Below are 19,442 nucleotides of genomic sequence, written 5' to 3'. Positions count from 1 at the left end.
AATGTATGAAACGGACGCGATCCCGGCGCTGGCCTCCCCCGATACATCACGACGGGTGCGACTATCTGACCACCGAGCAGGTTGCCAGGGTATTGGGCGTCAAACCGTCCACCGTCTACTCCTATGTCAGCCGAGGCCGCCTCACCAGCAGCCGCATCGACGGCCACGACGGAAGCGTTTTCGACGTCGACGAGGTGGAGACACTGCTGGCGGGTACACGCAACAGGCCTCCGGCCGGCGTCGTCGAACGCATCCGCACCCAGCTCACCCATCTGCACGACGACACGCTGTACTACCGCGGGCGCGATGTCCGGGGCCTTGCCCGCACAGCGACATTCGAGGATGTCGCGGAGCTTCTCTGGCAGCAGCCCTGGCCGGACCGGCCGGCCGACGGGCAGGTCGCGGCCGCGGTGCGTGCCCTCTGCGCGGACCGCGCCCGCGACCTCGATCGTATCCGGATCGTCGTCGACCTCCTCGGCGCGCACGATCCCCTGCGCCATCGCATCGATCCGGATTGCGTCGCATCCTCGGCCGGACTGGTCATCGCGTCCGCGGTCGCGGCGGTGGGCACCCCCACCCGCGGCGGGGAGGGCACCGTGGCCGAACGTCTTTGGCCCACAATGACCGCCGAACCGGCCACCGCCGAACGGATTTCACTGCTCAACGCCGTCCTGGTCCTGCTCGCCGACCACGATCTGTCGGCGGGCACCGTCGCCGCCCGGGTGGCGGCCGGCGCCCGCGGCAGCATCTACGCGGTCCTGGGCGCGGGTCTGGGCGCATTCGACGGCCCGATACACGGCGGCGCGACCACTTTGGCTCACCGATTCCTCGAATCGGCCCTCGACGACCCGGAACGCGCCGTGGCCGAACGCATTGCCGCCGGCACCCCGATACCGGGAACCGGTCACCTCATCTACTCGCACCGCGACCCCCGCGCCGCCTGCATGCTCGAGTTCCTCGCCGCCGCGGCACCCCCCGACCCGCGACCGGCCGCGGCACTCGAGGTCGTCGCCAGGTCTATCCACACCCGGGACGAGCATCGAGGATTCATCACATCCGATCTCGCGCTCGCCGCGGTGGCGCTGAGTTTCGGGATGAACGACAATGCGGCCGAGACGATTTTCGCCCTGGCCCGGATGGCCGGCTGGACCGCGCACGCGCTTGAGGAGTATCAGGAGCGCCCGCTGCGGTTCCGCCCCGAAGGGGTGTACACCGGGGTCCGGCCTCACTCCGCAGGCGTGCGCGTCCCGTAGGCGACGTCCACCGCGTACCGGGTGAAGCCGAGCTTCTCGTAGGTGTTCAGGGCGGCGGTGTTGTCACCCTCCACGTACAGCATGACCTCGGAGGCGCCCACGCGCACAAAGTAGTACAGGCCGGCGAGAGTGAGGAGCCGGCCGAGCCCGCGTCCTTGCGCGGCCGGGTCGACACCGACGATGTACACCTCGCCGAGTTCGGGCGATTGCATCTTGGTCCAGTGAAAACCCAGCAGCCGCCCCGATTCCCGGTCGTAGGCCAGGAACAGCCCGCGGGGGTCGAACCAGTCGGCGCCGGTCCGTTCAGCGATCTGTCCCTGCGACCAGCCGCCCTGTTCCGGATGCCAGCCGAAGGCTGCGTTGTTGACCCGCAGGATCTCCGCGTCGTCACCGGGTCCCGTGTAGGTACGCAGCTCCATCGACCCGTCGACCACCTCCTCCGGCAGATCCGAGCCGTCGCCGGCAGCCCGGCGCAGTTGCAGCAGTTCACGATTGCGCAAGAGCCCGAGATCCTCGGCGATCGCGGCCGCGCCGGGCAGGTCGCCATGCGCCCAGACACTCGCGTCGGCGCCGAGCAGCCGGGCCTGCGCGAGGGCCTCCCGCACAAGCGCACGCCCGTGTCCACGACGCCGGTGCCCGGGATCGACGACGGCCTCGATCATCGCCGCCCCGTCCCCCTGTGCCGCCACCACGACAGCATATCCGTGTGGCAAGAGCACATGCCGCACAACGCTTTCGGCGCCGTCACCGCGTCCGTCGACGGCCAACAGACCCTGCTCGGACAGCGGGGCGACACCGTCGGCCGCCTCCGCCGACGCCACCAGTGCGTGGACCCGCCGGGCCTCGTCCCCGGTGAGTTCACCGGCCACCCGCACCTCATTCATCGGCGACCAACTCGTCCTCAGCGCCGTCGAACTCGTCGACGCCGTGGTCGTCGGGGGCGGCGTTGCGTCCACGGTTGGGCCGCACCGCCTTGTAGCCGACGTTGCGGACGGTGCCGATCAACGACTCGTGTTCAGTGCCCAGCTTGGCGCGCAGTCGCCGCACATGGACGTCGACGGTGCGGGTGCCGCCGAAGAAGTCGTATCCCCACACCTCTTGCAGCAGCTGCGCACGGGTGAACACCCGGCCCGCGTTCTGCGCGAGGTACTTGAGGAGTTCGAACTCCTTGTAGGTGAGGTCCAGGGGTTTGCCGCGCAGGCGCGCGGTGTAGGTGCCCTCGTCGATGACCAATTCACCGAGGGTGACCTTGCCGGCCGCCTCGTCGGTGCTCAGGCCGCGGGTGCGCACGATCAGCAGACGCAACCGGGCGTCGATCTCGGCGGGACCGGTGGCGGGCAGGAGGAATTCGTCGATCCCCCAGTCCGCGTTCACGGCCACGAGGCCGCCCTCGGTGAGGACCGCAGCGACCGGTGTCGATGATCCGGTACTGCCGAGCAGTCGACACAGTCCGCGGGCGGCGGCGAGGTCGGCGCGGGCGTCGACAATCGCCACATCCGCGTTGCCGACCTCCATCAACGACGACACCTCGGCGGGCGCGACCCGGACATTGTGGGCCAGCAGTGTCAACGCGGGCAGCACCGAATCCGGGTTGGGATCGGTGGTCAGGAGCAGGAGATCCACGTATGCAGCTCCGATCGGCTACGTCGGGCAGACCGGCATGAATCGGACCCGGTCCGCTTTGTGTCCGTCGCCTTACCACCTTGTACGCGACAGATGACAGAATAACGCCAATGTCGGACCCGGCTGTTAACAAGGCACATCCCGATGCCCGTGCGGACGGGTCCATCGGGAAAAAAACGCAACGTTTCCGGTGCTCCCGGCCACTGATCGTGATCATCGTCATGGTGCTCGTCTGCGCCGCCGCCGCCTTTCTGACGGACACGGGTCTGGCAGTGCGCGCCGAACGCTCACTGGCCCGGGCGCTGCTGTCGTCGCCGCGTGTCGTCCACGAGCCGCAGGTCACCCTCAAGGGCTTTCCGTTCACCGCCCGGGCCCGCGACGGCGAGTTCACCGGCTCGATCATCACCGCGCGCGGGGTATCGGTGGACGGCTGCGCGGGCCGGGGCGGCTGTTTCGCGGAGATGAGCGTGGTCACCGGCCCGCTGCGTACGGCCTCGGGCGGCGGTTTCCGGTTCGGTGCCGGCGACTCACCGGCCGCCGACGATGTCATCGCCTCGGTGCGACTCGACTCCCCCAACCTGGGCAGACTGCTCGGCATCACCGATCTGTACGTCACCACGCCCGCCGAAACGGGCCGGGCGGGCGCCGGCGGCCCCGGCGACGGGGTGCTCAAACGCTCGCACGGGGTCGTGCTCACCGGGACCGTCGCGGTGCCGCCCACACCGCCGGGCGGCATGCCGACGCCCGGAACGTCCCCGTCGGCGTCCGGATTCACCGGTGAATCGCTGCGAGTAAGCGTCCTGGTCAACCTGGTACTGACCGACGGACGCCTCGGTGTGTTCGCCTACGGCCTCTACAACGGCCCGGAGGAGCACGCCGACGCCGGTGGCCTGGACACCGACCCGGCCCGGGCCGACCTGCTGCAGGCGGTGCTCGGCCGGTTCACAATGGTGCTGCCCGGTATCGCACTGCCGTGGGGCGTACCCGCCTCGGCGGTCACCAGCGCGGGCAGCGACATCCTCATCGAGGGTCGTTCCGATCATCGTGATCTCAGCCTGAACAACTTCTGAGCTGCGCGTTCACCTCGAAATCCGGCATCCGCGACATTGCCCGGCCCCCAGGTGTGTGAGCGCACCGACACGCTCCTGTAGTCTCGTCCCCATGCAACAGCGCCGTGAGTTCCTTCTCACCCGTCGCCGCGCAATCGACTTCTGTCGTTGCGCCACTTGTTGCTGTCGCTGATCAGCGACCGCGTCGCGTTCGGCGATCGACGGGTGAGCGTCTTCACCCCGAACCGTCCCGTTCCGGCGCACTTCGAAGGACAGCCATGTCCACGCCGCAGCGTCCCGGGCTTCCCCGTGCCGTCGCGTGCAGACTCCCCAGCAAGATCTGAAGAAATCCGAAGACGTCTCCGTCTTCCGAAAGGACACCACAATGGCACGTTCCGACGTCCTGGTCAGCGCCGATTGGGCTGAGCAGAACCTCACCGCCGACAAGACCGTCTTCGTCGAGGTCGACGAGGACACCAGCGCCTACGACGGCGGCCACATCCCCGGCGCGATCAAGCTCGACTGGAAGAAGGACCTGCAGGATCAGGTCCGCCGCGACTTCGTCAACCGCGAGCAGTTCTCGGCCCTGCTGTCCGAGCGCGGCGTCGCCAACGACGACACCGTCGTCCTGTACGGCGGCAACAACAACTGGTTCGCCGCCTACGCGTACTGGTACTTCAAGCTGTACGGCCACCAGGACGTCAAGCTGCTCGACGGCGGCCGCAAGAAGTGGGAACTCGACGGTCGCCCGCTGTCGGCCGACGCCGTGACCCGCGCCGCCACCGAGTACAAGGCCGCCGAACCCGACAACTCGATCCGCGCGTTCCGCGACGAGACCGTCGAGGCCATCGGGGTCAAGAACCTCGTCGACGTGCGTTCGCCCGACGAATTCACCGGCAAGATCCTCGCTCCCGCGCACCTGCCGCAGGAGCAGAGCCAGCGTCCGGGCCACATCCCCGGCGCCATCAACGTGCCGTGGAGCAAGGCCGCCAACGAGGACGGCACCTTCAAGTCCGACGAGGATCTCGCCGAACTGTACAAGGAGGCCGGCCTCGACGGTGAGAAGGAAACCATCGCCTACTGCCGCATCGGCGAGCGTTCGAGCCACACCTGGTTCGTGCTCCAGGAGCTCCTGGGCCACAAGAACGTGAAGAACTACGACGGCAGCTGGACCGAATACGGCTCGCTCGTCGGCGTGCCGGTCGAACTCGGAGAAGGAAAGTAATCAGTTATGTGTGGTGCACCCAAACAGGGCCAGAAGCTGCCGGCCGGCGTTGACGTGGAGAAGGAGACCGTGCTGCTCGGCACCGTTTCCGACGCCGCGGGCGCTCCCGTCGCCGGCGCATTCGTCCGGCTGCTCGACTCGACCGGCGAGTTCACCGCTGAGGTTGTGGCCAGCGCGACGGGCGACTTCCGGTTCTTCGCCGCTCCGGGTACCTGGACGCTGCGCGCGCTCAGCTCGGTCGGCAACGGCAACGTGACCGTGAGCCCGGATGGTCCCGGCGTTCACGAACACAACATCACGGTCGCCAAATAGTACTTGGCTGTACCGAACAGGCCCGGTCACCTCACGGTGGCCGGGCCTTTCGGCGTCCTGATGCGGGTGGTCAGACGGTGATGTCGGCGGCGAACACGGCCGAACGCCGAAGCAGTCCCTGAGCCCGTTTCGGCAGTTCGGGCGCGTCGGCGCCGACCGGCACGATGCGCGGGTTGGTGATGCGCACCACCTGGCCTCTGGTTCGGACGCCACCGGCGAGTTTCACCTCGGCCTCCCCCGCGGCCAGCACGTTCTTGACCCAATTCGTCTTGCCGTGCACCAGTCCGATGGCCAGCACGTCGCCCCGGCGGAACGTGCTGACCGGTGTCTCGTAGGTCTTCCCCGAGGTCCGGCCGAGGTGTTTGACGACGCCGAAGAACGGCAGCTTCTTGGCGGTGGCGTTCGCGAATGGCGCGAAGTATTCGTTGACCAGATCTTCGACTTTGCCCGGCAGCAGCATCGGTGTCTCGGGGGTGTCGTTCGGATGTTTGCGTGAGCCCATCGTCGGGTCCCTTCGGTATGTTGTCCACTGTCCCCATCGTGCCCCGCATGCCGTCCTGCGGGCGACGGACGTGTCCCCCGATCCGGACGGGAACATACGCGATCAGGCCCGCGAGCCCCGCCCATATCGGCTCACAGGAACGCCGCGAGGTGTTTGCCGAGTTGCGGGTAGCGCATGAGGTGGGCTCCACCGTTGATGTCGAGGACTTCCCCGGTAATCCAGGCGGCGATGTCCGAGCACAGGTAGCGCGCGGCGCCGGCGATCTCCTCGGGCGTACCGGAACGCCCCAGCGGGGTGTTCTCGACATAGTCTCCCTCAATACCGTCGATGGCCTGCAGACCCTCGGTGAGCGGGGTGATGACCAGTCCCGGTGCGATCGCGTTGACGCGGATACGCCGGGGTGCGAGTTCCAGCGCGGCGACCTGGGTGAGCATCGCCAGCCCTGCTTTCGACGCGCAGTAGGCCGACAGTCCGTCGCCGGGCTGGCGGGCATTGAGCGATGCCAGCGACACCAGCGAGCCGCCGTCGGCGACGGCACGTCCGGCGTGTTTGAGAACGATGAACGCACCGACGAGGTTGACCTCGAGCACGTCGCGCCACAGTTGCACGTCGTGGTCGATCATCGGCCCCCAGCTGCTGATACCGGCGGTGTTGACAACGGCGTGCAGTTCACCACCGCGCGCGGCGTCGGCGAACAGCGCCTCAACGCCCGACTCATCGGTGACGTCGACCCGCGCCGACACCGCACCGATCTCGGCGGCGACGGTCGCGGCGTTGCCCTCGTCGCGGTCGGCGACGGTGACCCGGTAGCCGTCCTCGACCAGACCTGCGGCGACGGCGCGGCCGATACCTGATCCGCCCCCGATCACGACGGCGTTGCGAGCACTCATCAGCGAACACACCTTCCCACTGTGACCGATGACAATTGACATTGACAGCTGTCAGATTCTCACCAGTGTTGCACGTCACATCCCCCCGGGAGGCATTCGGTGAGTCGCAGCACGAGATCCCACCACCCCACCCGTCCTCCCCCACCCCGTCCGACGCCGTCATCGGTGCCGGGATCGCGGGTCTGAGCACCGGCAAAGACACTCAGTGACCACGGCGTCGACTACCGGGTCCGGGCAGACACGCGGATTCGATCTTCTCGTCGTCGTCGCCGACGGCCCGCCTCATGAGTGAGCCCACCCTTAATTCGGTCGATGCGCAGGACCGGCGGTAAACTCACGGCCGTGGTCATCTTCTTCGAAATCCTGTTGGTGCTCGCCTCCGTGCTGATCACCTGGTTCGCCGTCTACGTGCTGTTCCGCCTGGTCAACGACGAATCGTGACCGGCCCGTCGGACGACGGCAGCCTCCCCGATCAGCCAGTGGGCAGCTCGGGCGATCGGCGCGGTCCGGATGTTCCGCGTGATTCGGACATGCCGCGCCGCTCAGGTGATGCGGCCGTGGCCGATGCCGAGGCGAGGGCACTGGAATCGGGCAGCCGCGAACGCAACGTCCCCACCTGGGAGGATCTGCCGCTGCCCACCGACACCGCCAATCTCCGCGAGGGTGCCGATCTGCATCCGGGCCTCTTGGGCCTGCTGCCGCTGGTGGGCGTGTGGCGCGGCGAGGGCGAGGGCCACGACCTGATCACCGGTGACGATTATCACTTCTCCCAGCAGATCGTCGTCAGCCACGACGGCCAGAACTTCCTCAACTGGGAGTCCCGCTCCTGGGTTATCGATGACGACGCCGCCTTCGTCGGTCCCGACCTGCGCGAGACCGGCTATTGGCGCATCGGCGATGACGACACGATCGAACTGCTCCTGGCCCACGCGGAGGGCTCTGTCGAGTTGTTCTACGGCAAACCCCGCACCCAGACCTCGTGGGAGTTGGGCACCGACGTGGTGATCAAGGCCGAGTCGGGGGTACACACCGGCGGCGCCAAACGCCTCTACGGGCTGGTTCCCGACGGCGATCTGGCCTATGTCGAGGAGCGCATCGACCCCGACGGCGACCTCATCCCCCGCCTGTCCGCCAAGCTCCGCCGTCACGTCGGCTGATCGGCCCGGCACCCGTAATCCCGCCCCACCCGGAATCCTGACAGCCGGAATCCGCACATCCCGGAATCCGCACATCGGCAGGGATACAGATCGGCCCCCGTACCGCTCCCACGGGGAAGCCGAGCCGACGGACGGTCGGGGTACGGAGGCCGGGTGACCATCTGGGATTCGCCTCGGCGAACCAGGGTCCAACACCTCAGGGTGTGGTCGGATCCGCCTCAGCGGATGGCCACCTCACTTGTCCGATTGTCAATCAATTCGGATCACCTCCTTTCTCGTGTATCGCCAACCTACGCCCGGCCGACGATCCCACGCAACGGGTTTTCGCCGACGAAGTGCAGCGGTCGTCCGGCCGTGACCGAGACGGCATCATCCACACCGATTCCGCTGTCCGGGTTCACCATTGCCACAACCTGCGCCGCATCACCCACCGTCGCGCTCCAGGTACGCCTCAGCTCTGCGGGCCACGTCAGAGCGGGCCGAGAGTCAGGTCGGCGGTCATCCCCTCCGGGAGATGGTGGGTCACCACGACCACACTTCGGTCCGGTCCGAACATGCCCACGGGGTCGATCAGCGCGCGCAACATGGTGTCCGCATCGCGGGCGTCGAGATGTTCGACCGGTTCATCGAGCAGCACGACGGGCGCCGGATGAATCAGCGCACGGGCGAGCAGCAACCGCCGCCGTTGCCCACCGCTGACAGATTCGCTCCCACCGTCCAGCACGGTGTCGAGCCCCTCCGGAAGATTGCCGGCCCACTCGGCCAGGCCCACGGCAGCCAGCGCCGACTCCAGCTCCGTGGTGGTGGCGTCCCCGCGGGCCACCAGCAGATTCTCCCGCACACTGGTCGCGAAGATATGCCCTTCCTCGGCGAAATAACAGGTGGCCGAACGTAGATCGACCTCATCACCCGATTCCGTACGTGCGCTGACAGTACCGCCGAGCGGCGGGATAATACCGGCCAACGTCATCAGCAGTGTCGACTTCCCCGACCCGCTCGGTCCCGTGATCACCATCGGTGATCGCGGCGACAATTCGAGGCTCAGACCACCGGGCGGCCCCAGCGCCCGACCGCCGCGCCGGCCCCAGTCGAGCCGGTCGCATACCACCGTGATCGGCCCCGGGCACACCGTCACATCAGTCGTCCGATCCGACGCGCCCTCGTCCGCACCGGCACCGTCGACCAGTGCCATCACCCGGGCCGCGCTCTGCCTGCTGCGTTCGAGTTGCAGCCCGGCCTCGGTGAGCGGTGCGGTGCTCTCGAATGCCGACAGCGGCAACAGGATCAGCACACCCAGGACCATCGGCGTCAGCTCACCGGAGGTCGACGAGACCCCGGCCAGCGACCCCGACACGCCGGACGCGAGGTCGATGCCGATCAGACAGGCGGCCAGCAACGACACTCCGAGCGCCAGCGGTGTGGCGGCGGCCGCGGCTGCCTGCCGGGCGAACCCGCGATCAGCGGCCCGCATCGCGTCGTGGTCAGCCCTGGCAGCCGCCGCGAGCACGACATCGCGACGACCGGCGACGACCAGTTCGGGTGCATGCCACAGGAGAGTGGTGGCGGCATCGGCCGATGCCGCCGTCGCCGCCGCAGAGTCGGCGATCGACCGGGCCGAACCACGGGCGGCCAGCCACGGCGCCACCCCACCGCTCACCACCAGAGCAACCAGCAGAACCCCCGCCGCCCAGAATGACACGAGCGACATCACCACGACCGCGGCGATACCGGTGACCGCACCGACGCCGATGGGGATGATCCCCCGGATGAGGGCGTTGCCGATCTCGTCGATGTCGTCGCCTGTGCGCGAAAGCAGCGCACCCCGCTTGAGTCCCACCGAGTATCCCGGATCACCCTGCGCCAGAACCCGATACAACCTTTCCCTGGCATTCGCCATCGCCCGCAACGCCAGGTCGTGGGTGGCCAGGCGCTCCAGGTACCGCAGCACTCCACGCGAGATTCCCAGGGCACGAACCGCGGTGATGGCAACCGACAGGTACAGGATGGGCGGTTGCTGCCACGCCCGGGTGATCAGCCACGCCGACAACGCGGCCAGCCCGAGCGCCGACAACGCTCCGCCGACGCCCAGCAGCAACGACCACAGCAGTGGCCTGCGACTCAAGCCCAGAAAGCGTAAGGCCCGGACCAGCGGATCACCGCCGGGCCCGCCGTGTCCGGCGGATCGTTCCCCGCGATCGGCGTCGCGCTTCCCGCCCATCACCTACCTCCGCCCGCGATGCCGACTCCGACGGCGGGCATCTCGACGATGTCGTCGGCGTGCCGCAGCACGTCCGGCCCGTGCGCAACCACCACGACGGCGTCCCCGCGCCCGGCGCGTTCGCGCAACAGGGTCAGCACCCGGTCGGCCGACACCGGGTCGAGGTGAGCGGTGGGCTCATCGAGCAACAGCAGTGTTCCGGACGAGACCAGCACACGGACCAGCGCGAGTCGCTGGCGCTGACCCGCCGATAATCCGACGCCGCCCGCCCCGAGCAGGGTGTCGTAGCCGGCGGGCAGGCCGGCGAGCACCTCGTCGAATCCGGTGACCGCTGCCGCCGCGTCGAGATCGGTTCGTGCTGCGTCGGCGAACAGCGTCAGGTTCTCGGCGACGGTCCCCGGCACCACGACCGGCTGCTGCGGCAGCCACGCGATCCGCCGCCGGAACGCTTCGAGTTCCTGATCGGCCCGCACCACACGACCCTCGTCGGGTTCGAGCAATCCCATGATCGCCTCCAGCGCCGTCGACTTGCCCGACCCGTTGGGCCCGGTGAGCATCGTCAGCCGCCCCGCCCGGATCGTGGCCGACAACCCGCGCGGCGCCCACCCGTCACGCCCCCACACCCCCAAACCCTCGACAACCACAACCGCTGAACCCTCCCCTTCGCCGGTTGAGGTGCGACGAGCCCGTGGGCGAGGAGCCTCGAAACACGGTGAGGCGGCATCGTCCCCTCGCGAGGTTTCGAGGCTCGTCGCTTGCGCTCCTCGCACCTCAACCAACAAGGGGGGCACCTCAACCAACAAGGGGGGCACCTCAACCGACAAAGGGGGCACCTCAACCGACGAAGGGGGCACCTCAACCGACGAAGGGGGCACCGAGGCCGCCGAAGAGGGCACTGAGGCCGCCGAAGAGGGGTCGATGAGCGCGAACGCCTCGTTCGCCGCCGCCAGTCCGTCGGCGGAGTCGTGGAATTTCGAACCGACTTGCCGCAGCGGCAGATACGCCTCGGGCGCGAGGACCAGCGCCAGCACACCGGCGTACAGGCTCATGTCGCCGTGGACGAGCCGCACGCCGATCCCGACGGCCACCAGCGCAACGCACAGGGTGGCGAGCAGTTCCAGAATCGCCCCGGACAAGAATGCCACCCGCAGCGCCGACATCGTCGATCGCCGGTGTGCGGCACCGAGTTCGGCGACCCGGCCGGCCTGCGCCCGGGCCCGGCCCAATGCCCGCAATGTCGGCAGCCCGGCGATCAGATCGAGGGTTTGCGCGGTGAGCCGCGACATCGTCGCCAGCTTGCGTTCGGTCCGGTCCCGCGTCATCAGCCCGACGAGAATCATGAACAGCGGGATCAGCGGGATGGTGAGTACGATGATCAGCGCCGACGGCCAGTCGGTGACGCCGATGACGCCGATGACGGCCGGGGTGACGGTGACCGTGAGAATCAGTGCGGGAACGTATCCGGACAGGTACGGCGTGAGCGCGTCGAGTCCGCGCAGCAGTACCGTCGACGCCTCGTCGCGCCGGCCGAGCAATTCGCGTGGCGACGTCCGCGCCGGGTCGGTCAGCGAGTCCAGTGCCCGGGCCCGCAGTTCGGCGATGACCGTGGCCGACGCCCGGTGCGCGTACCGGTCGTGGCCGAAGGTCATCGCCACCCGCGCGAGCAGCGCACAGACCAGCACGATCAGGTGTGTGGCCTGCGCCGACAGCGAACGCCGCGCCGGGTCGACGACGAGCTCGGACAGTATCGACGCGGTCATCGCCGCGGCGACGACGATCGCGACGACGGTCCCGAATGCCAGCAGCGCGGTGACCATGATGTAGACGCGGCTCGCCGGTGAATACCTCAGCAGCCTCGGATCGATCGGCGGACTCGCGCGAGGGGTGCTCACTTCAGTGATTCGGCCTTCGGCCCGACCCTCAGCGAGGGCAGTCCGGTGTGCGCCGGGATCTGGTCGGTCGAGATCCGCTTGCGGAACACCCAGTAGCTCCACGCCTGGTATCCGATCACCACCGGCGTGACGAATGCGGCGGCCCAGGTCATCACGGTCAGCGTGTAGTGGCTCGATGACGTGTTGGCGATGGTGAGGCTGTACGCGTCATCGGTGGTGGAGGGCAGCACGTCGGGGAACAGCGACCCGAAGAGGGTGGCGATGGTTCCGGTGATGGCGATGCTGGTGGCGGCGAAGGCGATGCCCTCGCGGCCCACCCAGGTGGCGGCCACCATGACGACCGCGGCCAGCGCCGCGATGATCACCGCGAGCCAGGTCCAGCCGGAGCCGTAGGCGAACTGGGTCCACAGCAGGAATACGGCGGCGACGACGGCGGTCGGGATCGCCAGCTTTCTGGCCAGGTCCATCGCGTCCCGCTGGAGCACCCCGGAGGTCTTCATGCCCAGGAACACCGCGCCGTGGGTGAGAAAGACCAGCAGGGTGGTGATGCCGCCGAGCAGGCCGTACGGGTTGAGCAGGTTGAAGAAGCCGCCGGTGTACTGGGCGTCGGCGTCGATCGGCAGTCCGCGCACGACGTTGGCGAAGGCCACGCCCCACAGCAGGGCGGGGATCCACGACCCCAGGCCGATCCCGACGTCGCACCACATGCGCCAGCGGGGGTCGTTGATCTTGCCGCGCCATTCGATGGCGCAGACGCGGACGATCAGGCCCACCAGGATCAGCAGCAGCGGCAGGTAGAAGGCGGTGAACATGGTCGCGTACCACCCGCCGAAGGCGGCGAACAGCGCACCGCCGGCGGTGAGCAGCCACACCTCGTTGCCGTCCCACACGGGCCCGATGGTGTTGAGCAGCACGCGCCGCCGGGTGTCGGGGTCGGCTTCGGGGGCCTCGGGTGCCACCTCGGCGTCGCCGCCGGTGTGTGTGCGGCCGAGGATCGGCATCAGCATCCCGACCCCGAAGTCGAATCCTTCGAGGACGAAGTAGCCGATGAACAGGACCGTGATGATCAGGAACCAGAAGTTTTCGAGACTCATCTTTGCGCTCCCCTAGTACGCGAACGACAGTTGTTTGGGTTCATCGGAATCTGCGTCGTCGTCGCTGTGGCCCGGCGGCCGCGCGTCATAGGTGGCCGGACCTTCGATGACGTAGCGCCGTTGCAGCATGAACCACACCACGCCGAGTGCGCCGTACAGCAGGGTGAACACGATGAGCGAGGTCCACACGGTGGCGGCGACGTGGTTGGACACACCGTCCTGCACGAGCATCGAGATGCGCAGCGGGTCGAGGTCGTCCTGCCAGTTCGGGGCGACGACCCAGGGCTGGCGACCCATTTCGGTGAAGATCCAGCCCGAGGCGTTGGCCAGGAACGGGGTGGGGATCATCCAGAGCGCGAACAGTCCGAATCTTCGTGATCCGACGACCCGGCCGCCGCGGGTCAGCCACAGCGCGGCGAGCGCGAGCAGTGCCGAACCGGCCGCCCAGGTGATCATGGCGCGGAATGCCCAGTAGGTGACGAACAGGTTGGGCGCGTAGTTCTTGCCCGGTGTGTTGAACGCCTTCTGGTACTGCTCCTGCAATTCGTTGACGCCCTTCACCTCACTGTCGAAGGTGTGGTCGGCCAGGAAGGACAGCATCCTCGGCACTTGGATGACGTGGGAGATGTTGGCGCAGTTGTTCTGCCGACCGATCGACAGGACCGAGAAGCCGGCCCCTTCCTCTGTTTCGCAGAGCGATTCGGCCGCGGCCATCTTCATCGGCTGCTGTTTGAACATGATCTGCGCCTGGAAGTCGCCGCTGATGATCACCGCGACACCGGCGACAATCACCATCCACAGCGCGAACCGGGTGACCGGACGCCACAGTTGCTTGGCGTCCTCGTCGAGTTGTTCGGGGGTGGCGCCGACATGGCTGGGTGAGGTCGACACGGGAATGTCCTCGGCGGCACGGAGTTTGCGGGCCCGCCAGGTGTTGCGGGCCATCCACCAGCAGCCGATGCCGGCGACGAAGGTGGCGGCGGTGAGCCAGGCACCGGCTATCACGTGCGGGAACGCGGCGAGTGTCGTGTTGTTGGTGATGACGGCGAAGAAGTCGTTCATCGCGGGCCGGCCGCGCTCGTCGTCCCAGGCGACGCCGACGGGATGCTGCATCCACGAGTTGGCGGCGATGATGAAGTAGGCCGAGGCGTTGACGCCGATCGCGGCAAGCCAGATGCAGGCCAGGTGCACCTTGCGAGGCAGCCTGTCCCAGCCGAAGATCCACAGTCCGATGAACGTGGATTCCAGGAAGAACGCCACGAGCCCTTCGAGGGCGAGCGGTGCGCCGAACACGTCGGCGACAAATCTGCTGTATTCACTCCAGTTCATTCCGAACTGGAATTCCTGGACGATGCCGGTGGCGACGCCGAGCGCGAAGTTGATGAGGAAGAGTTTGCCGAAGAACTTGGTGGCCCGCAGCCACTGTTCGTTGCCGGTCTTGAGCCAGACCGTCTGCATGATGGCGATCATCGGCGCCAGACCGATGGTCAGCGGAACGAGGACGAAGTGATAGACGGTGGTGATCCCGAATTGCCATCGAGACACGTCCAGTGCGTTCATGGGCCTCTACTTGACGTCGGCGCGCCGCAAGGCGCGAGGGCTGACTCACTACTACGACAAGTAGTAAGCATACGGCCGACGGTACGCCCGGTGGATGATTACTGACAGCGACCTAAGGCTCAATCATTCTGAATTAAATGTGATGACCGGCACGCCGGAATCATTCGTCGCCGTCGACCGACCGATTCACCAGGTCGAGAAAGTCAGTCCCGTCACCCGTGACGGTCAGCGTACCGTCGATCACAGTTATCCGCGCGGCCAACGTCACACTGCTGATCAGCCACACCGAGTCGGCGGCGAGCAGATCGTCGACGGTCAGCAGTCCCGTCGTCGCCGCCCAACCGGACCGTCGCGCCTCGGCATAGATCGCCCGCTGCGTGGTCCCGGGCAGTATCCCCACCTCGGCGGGCGGGGTGAGCAGCGTTCGCCCGGTCACCGCGATCACCGACGCCCGGGCCCCCTCCAGCACATACCCGTCGGCCGACAGGTAGATCACATCGCCGAAGCCGCGCTCGCTCGCGTACCGCACCGCGGCCATATTGGTGGCGAAGCTCAGTGTCTTGGCCCCGAGCAGCTGCCAGGGCGCGTCGGCGGCGAAGTCGGTGGTGTAGCCGCGGTTGAGGGTCATCACCGACACCCCGGACGTACGCGTCCGGGCGACCCGCTCCGGAATCGGCGCGACGCTCACATACCCGGTCGGTCCCGCCCCGGGCACCGATTCCCGGCCCCGCGAATACGCCAACCGCACCATCGCCTCGGCGTCCCCGCTCCCCCGGACCCATTCCCCGGTCGCGATCTCGATCGCCCGGGCCGCGGCCGCCCTGTCCACGGGCGGCAGCCCGAGCAGCCGCGCGCCGTCGGTGAGCCGGTCCAGGTGCAGCCCGACCTTCCGCACCCGACGGCCACGCAGCAACATCGTCTCGAACACGCCTTCCCCGCGCACGGCACCGAGGTCGTCGGCGTAGAGAAACGGAAGGTCGGGGTTGTGAACAGCGCCGTCCAGGGACACCAGAATCCGTTCAGTCACCGCCCCACGATCCCACGATCGCACGGTCGACGGTGACATAGAACGGAGAGCGACATAGGACCGCGAGCGGCCGGGCACCTGCGATCGGCAGTGGCCGGACCGCGTGCGCGGGATCGGCTGTGCGTGGGATCGACCGGCTCTACATAGGATCGCCCCGCTGTGCGTAGGATCGACATGGTGAGCCAGTCACCGATCCTGAGCAGGTACAGCGGTATCGGGGCCGTCCCCGCACCCGTGACGCCCCCCGAGGGCATCGCGGCCACCGCCTGGCACTACGGCGACCCGCTCGGCGAACAGCGCGCCGCCACCACCGGCGTCATCGTCGTCGACCGCTCCGACCGGTCCGTCATCGAACTCTCCGGCGCGGAACGCCTGACCTGGCTGCACACCATCTCCAGCCAGCACATCGCGAATCTCCCCGACCGGCGCAGCGCCGAGAACCTGTCCCTGGACGCCAACGGCCGCGTCGAGGAACACTTCGTCCTGACCGACATCGACGAGATCACCTGGATCGACACCCCGGGCACCCATGGCGAGGGTCTGCTGACGTTCTTGACGAAGATGGTGTTCTGGGCGAAGGTCGAACCGGTCGCCCGCCCCGACATGCGGCTGCTCACGCTCGTCGGCCCGGGCGCGCTCAGCGGGCCGGTGGCCGAGATGCTGCGCATCGGGCCCGACGCTCCCGTCTACGCCGCCGACGACCTGCCCGAAGCCCATCACGACGACGAACCGCTCGGTTTCTGGCGTCGCATGCCTGCGCTGGGCGCCCTCCCCGGCGGTTCCGACACCCCGCTGCCCGTCATCGACCTGCTGGTCCCCGAATCCCTACTGCCCTACTGGTGGGAACGCATCACCGACGCGGGGGCCACGATGGCCGGAAGCTGGGCGTTCGACGCGCTGCGGGTGGCGGCGCTGCGCCCGGAGATCGACATCGACACCGATGACCGCACCATCCCGCACGAGGCCGGCTGGATCGGCGGACCCGACCAACTCGGCGCGGTTCACCTGGACAAGGGCTGCTACCGCGGTCAGGAGACGGTCGCCCGCGTGCACAACCTCGGCAAACCACCCCGCAGGCTGGTGCTGCTGCATCTCGACGGCAGCGCCGACGAACGTCCGGCCCCCGGCGACCCGGTCGCCGCGGGTACACGTACGGTCGGCCGCGTCGGCACCGTGATCGACCATTTCGAGTACGGGCCGATCGCACTGGCCCTGATCAAACGCACCATCGGCGCGGACACCGAACTCACGGCAGCGGGAGCGGCCGCAAGCATCGACCCCGATTCGATCATCGAGGAGTCCGGCGTCCAGGCGGGCCGCGCTGCTGTCGAACGCCTGAGGAAAGGGCCGCGGTGACGGGCATCGCCGCCATTGGATGCCCGTCATGCTGGGGTCGATTCGGAGCGCCGTGCGCGTGCACCGACGCCGCGGGCGACGACGCCGTCATCCAAATTAGGATGGCCTTAACAAATAAGGGCACGGCAGCTTCGGCATCCGGCGAGTCGACACACGCGTGCGCGGTCCGCCACTCGGACAGTGAGAGCACTCAGACGGACAGCGAGAGCACTCAGACGGACAGTGAGAGCACTCAGACGGTGAGAGCACTCGGACAGTGAGAGCACTCGGACGAGCTGGAGCGGTTCGGTGAGAATCCACGCATCGACTCGATCGGTGTGACCTTCGCAATCGTCGGCAGCCCGAACGCACTGCTCGTCACCGCCGGGATCACCCCGAGGGTTCACCGGGGTGCCATCGGGGTCCGCCCCCGAACGACACGTTCGGCTCCCTCTTAGCAGCCGGAATCAACATTGTGTGGGTCGGCGCGCTAGACTGGCAACCACGACAGATTCACTACCTACAGAACGGGGCCGCCACACCGATGGCCGCCCCGTCATTGTGCGAGGGGGTCCCAAATGGGCCGCGGCCGGGCGAAAGCAAAGCAGACGAAGGTTGCTCGTCAGCTGAAGTACTCCACTCCCCATACCGACTTCGACAGCTTGCAACGCGAGCTCTCGGGCTCGGGCGATTCGGCGAGCAGGCCGGATCCGGTGGACGAGTGGCTTGACGAAGACGAGTGGCGTCGAGCCTGAGGCTCGACGCGTAATCGGCGCGTCTCCCACAACGGGTAGAAACACATCACGCAGCACCCACACCGGCGTTCCCACGCCGGCGGTCGGGTGCTGCGTGATGCTTGTGTTTCGTCGCCAGTAGCCGCGGGTGAGGTGCGAAGAGCGGCCGGGCGATCACCCCTGTAACCCAGGACCCAGATTGCCCGGACGCATCCACACCCCGGCCCCACGAAACACAGGAGCCCCGAAACCCGTGAGGTTGTCCACTCGCCGGATTTCGGGGCCATTGCCCGTGTGCCTCTCACACCCCACAGCGTGAGGGGCGCCTCGACCGGGTGAGGCGTCAGATCAGAACCGCGGGTGCTCGCCGACCAACTCGACGTGTCCGTCGTTGCCACGTTCGGAGTCGGTCCGGACCGACCCGAGAACCCAGTTGTCGACGTGCCGCGCGGTGAGCACGGCCTGCGCGCGATCGGTGTCCTCGGGTGCGACCACGGCCACCATCCCGACACCCATGTTGAAGGTTCGCTCCATCTCGGCCTGCTCGACGCGGCCGCGCTGAGCGATCATCGTGAAGACGGGGGCCGGTGCCCAGCTACGCCGATCCAGTTCGGCGACGAGGCCGGCCGGGATGACGCGGGCCAGGTTCTCGGCCAGTCCGCCGCCGGTCACGTGCGCGAAGGTCCGCACGTCGGTCTCGGCGGTCAGCGCCAGGCAGTCACGGGCGTAGATGCGTGTCGGTTCGAGCAGTTCCTCACCGAGGGTGCGACCGAACTCCTCGACGTGCCCGTGCAGATCCATGTGCCCCCATTCGAGGAGCACCTTGCGGGCCAGCGAGTAGCCGTTGGAGTGCAGGCCCGACGAACCCATGGCGATCACCACGTCGCCGGGACGCACCAGATCAGGTGAGAGGATCGCGTCGGCCTCCACCACGCCGACCGCGGTCGCGGACAGGTCGTAGTGGGTTTCGTGCATGAGGCCTGGGTGTTCGGCGGTCTCGCCGCCGAGCAGCGCGCAGCCGGCGTCGACGCAGCCGTCGGCGATTCCCTTGACGATCTGTGCGACCGTTTCGGGCACCACCTTGCCGACGGCGATGTAGTCCTGCAAGAACAACGGTTCGGCGCCGCACACCACCAGGTCGTCCACGCACATGGCGACAAGGTCACGACCGACGGTGTCGTGTACGTCCATCGCCTGGGCGACGGCCAGTTTGGTGCCCACGCCGTCACTGGCCGCCGACAACACCGGTTCGCGGTAGCCCTTGAGTTTGAACAGTCCCGAGAATCCCCCGAGACCGCCGAGCACCTCCGGACGCGAGGCCCGCTTGGCGTGCGGGGCGAACAGCTCGACGGCCCGTTCCCCGGCGTCGATATCGACGCCCGCCGCGGCGTAGGACGCGCCACGGGTTGGGTCGGTTCCTTCGGCAGCGCCTTGCTCGGTCATCGGGTTGCACCCCTTGTCACACTCGCGGTCCCCGCGTTCCACGCGGAACTCGGGCATGTCGGTATCGAGCCGTGCACCTTCGGTGCGGGATCCGGCCCGACAGCGCCTCATACGCTACCCGAGTTCCC

18 protein-coding genes are annotated in these 19,442 nt (G+C 67.9%); 8 read left to right on the top strand and 10 right to left on the bottom strand.

The window, feature by feature from the left end; all coding sequences use genetic code 11:
- The first annotated feature begins 5 nt into the window (after positions 1-5).
- On the top strand, positions 6-1,253 hold the full coding sequence (locus tag GII31_RS04855; protein WP_260840315.1) for a citrate synthase: 1,248 nt from the start codon (positions 6-8) through the stop codon (positions 1,251-1,253).
- On the opposite strand, the gene mshD is transcribed toward GII31_RS04855, so the two are convergent.
- Together mshD and GII31_RS04845 are read right to left on the bottom strand one after the other, a co-directional pair.
- Entirely contained in the window at positions 1,226-2,137 is a 912-nt protein-coding gene (gene mshD, locus GII31_RS04850; RefSeq protein WP_213247313.1) for a mycothiol synthase, read from the bottom strand. The genes GII31_RS04855 and mshD overlap by 28 nt on opposite strands.
- Positions 2,130-2,876, bottom strand: a complete 747-nt coding sequence (locus GII31_RS04845) for a winged helix-turn-helix domain-containing protein (protein ID WP_213247311.1) — start codon at positions 2,874-2,876, stop codon at positions 2,130-2,132. The genes mshD and GII31_RS04845 overlap by 8 nt, the downstream gene beginning before the upstream one ends.
- A gap of 110 nt (positions 2,877-2,986) precedes the next feature.
- Between GII31_RS04845 and GII31_RS04840 the strand changes: the two genes are divergently transcribed.
- From GII31_RS04840 to GII31_RS04830, 3 genes are all read left to right on the top strand, one after another.
- Positions 2,987-3,946, top strand: a complete 960-nt coding sequence (locus tag GII31_RS04840) for an LmeA family phospholipid-binding protein (RefSeq protein ID WP_260840314.1) — start codon at positions 2,987-2,989, stop codon at positions 3,944-3,946.
- A 364-nt stretch (positions 3,947-4,310) separates the two neighbouring features.
- Positions 4,311-5,150: a sulfurtransferase gene (locus GII31_RS04835; RefSeq protein ID WP_213247307.1), complete on the top strand. Its 840-nt coding sequence runs from the start codon at positions 4,311-4,313 to the stop codon at positions 5,148-5,150.
- Positions 5,151-5,156: 6 nt separating this feature from the next.
- Positions 5,157-5,462 carry a DUF1416 domain-containing protein gene (locus GII31_RS04830; RefSeq protein ID WP_213247305.1) on the top strand — a complete coding sequence of 102 codons (306 nt, stop codon included), beginning with the start codon at positions 5,157-5,159 and terminating at the stop codon, positions 5,460-5,462.
- Between the two features lie 70 nt (positions 5,463-5,532).
- Here the strand turns inward: GII31_RS04830 and GII31_RS04825 are convergent, their stop codons facing one another.
- Positions 5,533-5,964 carry a nitroreductase family deazaflavin-dependent oxidoreductase gene (locus tag GII31_RS04825; RefSeq protein ID WP_213247303.1) on the bottom strand — a complete coding sequence of 144 codons (432 nt, stop codon included), beginning with the start codon at positions 5,962-5,964 and terminating at the stop codon, positions 5,533-5,535.
- A 131-nt stretch (positions 5,965-6,095) separates the two neighbouring features.
- Positions 6,096-6,854, bottom strand: coding sequence for an SDR family NAD(P)-dependent oxidoreductase (locus GII31_RS04820; RefSeq protein ID WP_213247301.1), 759 nt, complete (start codon positions 6,852-6,854; stop codon positions 6,096-6,098).
- Positions 6,855-7,166: 312 nt separating this feature from the next.
- Here GII31_RS04820 and GII31_RS04815 point away from each other — a divergent pair, with 312 nt between their 5' ends.
- Together GII31_RS04815 and GII31_RS04810 are read left to right on the top strand one after the other, a co-directional pair.
- The gene (locus tag GII31_RS04815; RefSeq protein WP_260840313.1) at positions 7,167-7,295 is read left to right on the top strand and encodes a hypothetical protein; all 129 of its coding nucleotides are present in this window, start codon (positions 7,167-7,169) and stop codon (positions 7,293-7,295) included.
- 89 nt (positions 7,296-7,384) lie between these two features.
- Positions 7,385-8,011 (top strand): FABP family protein, encoded by a 627-nt coding sequence (locus tag GII31_RS04810; protein ID WP_213249856.1) that lies wholly within the window; start codon positions 7,385-7,387, stop codon positions 8,009-8,011.
- A gap of 469 nt (positions 8,012-8,480) precedes the next feature.
- On the opposite strand, the gene cydC is transcribed toward GII31_RS04810, so the two are convergent.
- The 5 genes from cydC to GII31_RS04785 form a co-directional block, all read right to left on the bottom strand.
- Complete coding sequence (cydC, locus tag GII31_RS04805; RefSeq protein WP_213247299.1) at positions 8,481-10,229, bottom strand: thiol reductant ABC exporter subunit CydC; 1,749 nt, start codon at positions 10,227-10,229, stop codon at positions 8,481-8,483.
- The gene (locus tag GII31_RS04800) at positions 10,229-12,046 is read right to left on the bottom strand and encodes an ABC transporter ATP-binding protein/permease (protein WP_246222256.1); all 1,818 of its coding nucleotides are present in this window, start codon (positions 12,044-12,046) and stop codon (positions 10,229-10,231) included. Before GII31_RS04800 ends, cydC begins: the two co-directional genes overlap by 1 nt.
- Before the next feature lie 71 nt (positions 12,047-12,117).
- A complete protein-coding gene (gene cydB, locus GII31_RS04795) occupies positions 12,118-13,215 on the bottom strand; it encodes a cytochrome d ubiquinol oxidase subunit II (RefSeq protein WP_213247295.1) in 1,098 nt (365 codons plus the stop codon).
- A gap of 12 nt (positions 13,216-13,227) precedes the next feature.
- A complete protein-coding gene (locus GII31_RS04790) occupies positions 13,228-14,775 on the bottom strand; it encodes a cytochrome ubiquinol oxidase subunit I (RefSeq protein WP_213247293.1) in 1,548 nt (515 codons plus the stop codon).
- 160 nt (positions 14,776-14,935) lie between these two features.
- Complete coding sequence (locus GII31_RS04785) at positions 14,936-15,802, bottom strand: aminodeoxychorismate lyase (protein ID WP_213247291.1); 867 nt, start codon at positions 15,800-15,802, stop codon at positions 14,936-14,938.
- Between the two features lie 177 nt (positions 15,803-15,979).
- Here GII31_RS04785 and ygfZ point away from each other — a divergent pair, with 177 nt between their 5' ends.
- Together ygfZ and GII31_RS04775 are read left to right on the top strand one after the other, a co-directional pair.
- Complete coding sequence (gene ygfZ / locus GII31_RS04780; protein WP_213247289.1) at positions 15,980-17,158, top strand: CAF17-like 4Fe-4S cluster assembly/insertion protein YgfZ; 1,179 nt, start codon at positions 15,980-15,982, stop codon at positions 17,156-17,158.
- 557 nt (positions 17,159-17,715) lie between these two features.
- Positions 17,716-17,892, top strand: coding sequence for a DUF3073 domain-containing protein (locus tag GII31_RS04775; RefSeq protein WP_213247287.1), 177 nt, complete (start codon positions 17,716-17,718; stop codon positions 17,890-17,892).
- A 327-nt stretch (positions 17,893-18,219) separates the two neighbouring features.
- On the opposite strand, the gene purM is transcribed toward GII31_RS04775, so the two are convergent.
- Positions 18,220-19,314 carry a phosphoribosylformylglycinamidine cyclo-ligase gene (gene purM / locus GII31_RS04770; RefSeq protein WP_213247285.1) on the bottom strand — a complete coding sequence of 365 codons (1,095 nt, stop codon included), beginning with the start codon at positions 19,312-19,314 and terminating at the stop codon, positions 18,220-18,222.
- Positions 19,315-19,442: the final 128 nt, after the last annotated feature.

Source organism: Gordonia pseudamarae (genome assembly GCF_025273675.1).
In the GTDB taxonomy this organism is placed as follows: Bacteria; Actinomycetota; Actinomycetes; order Mycobacteriales; family Mycobacteriaceae; genus Gordonia; species Gordonia pseudamarae.
This window is presented reverse-complemented; position numbering and strand designations above follow the sequence as displayed.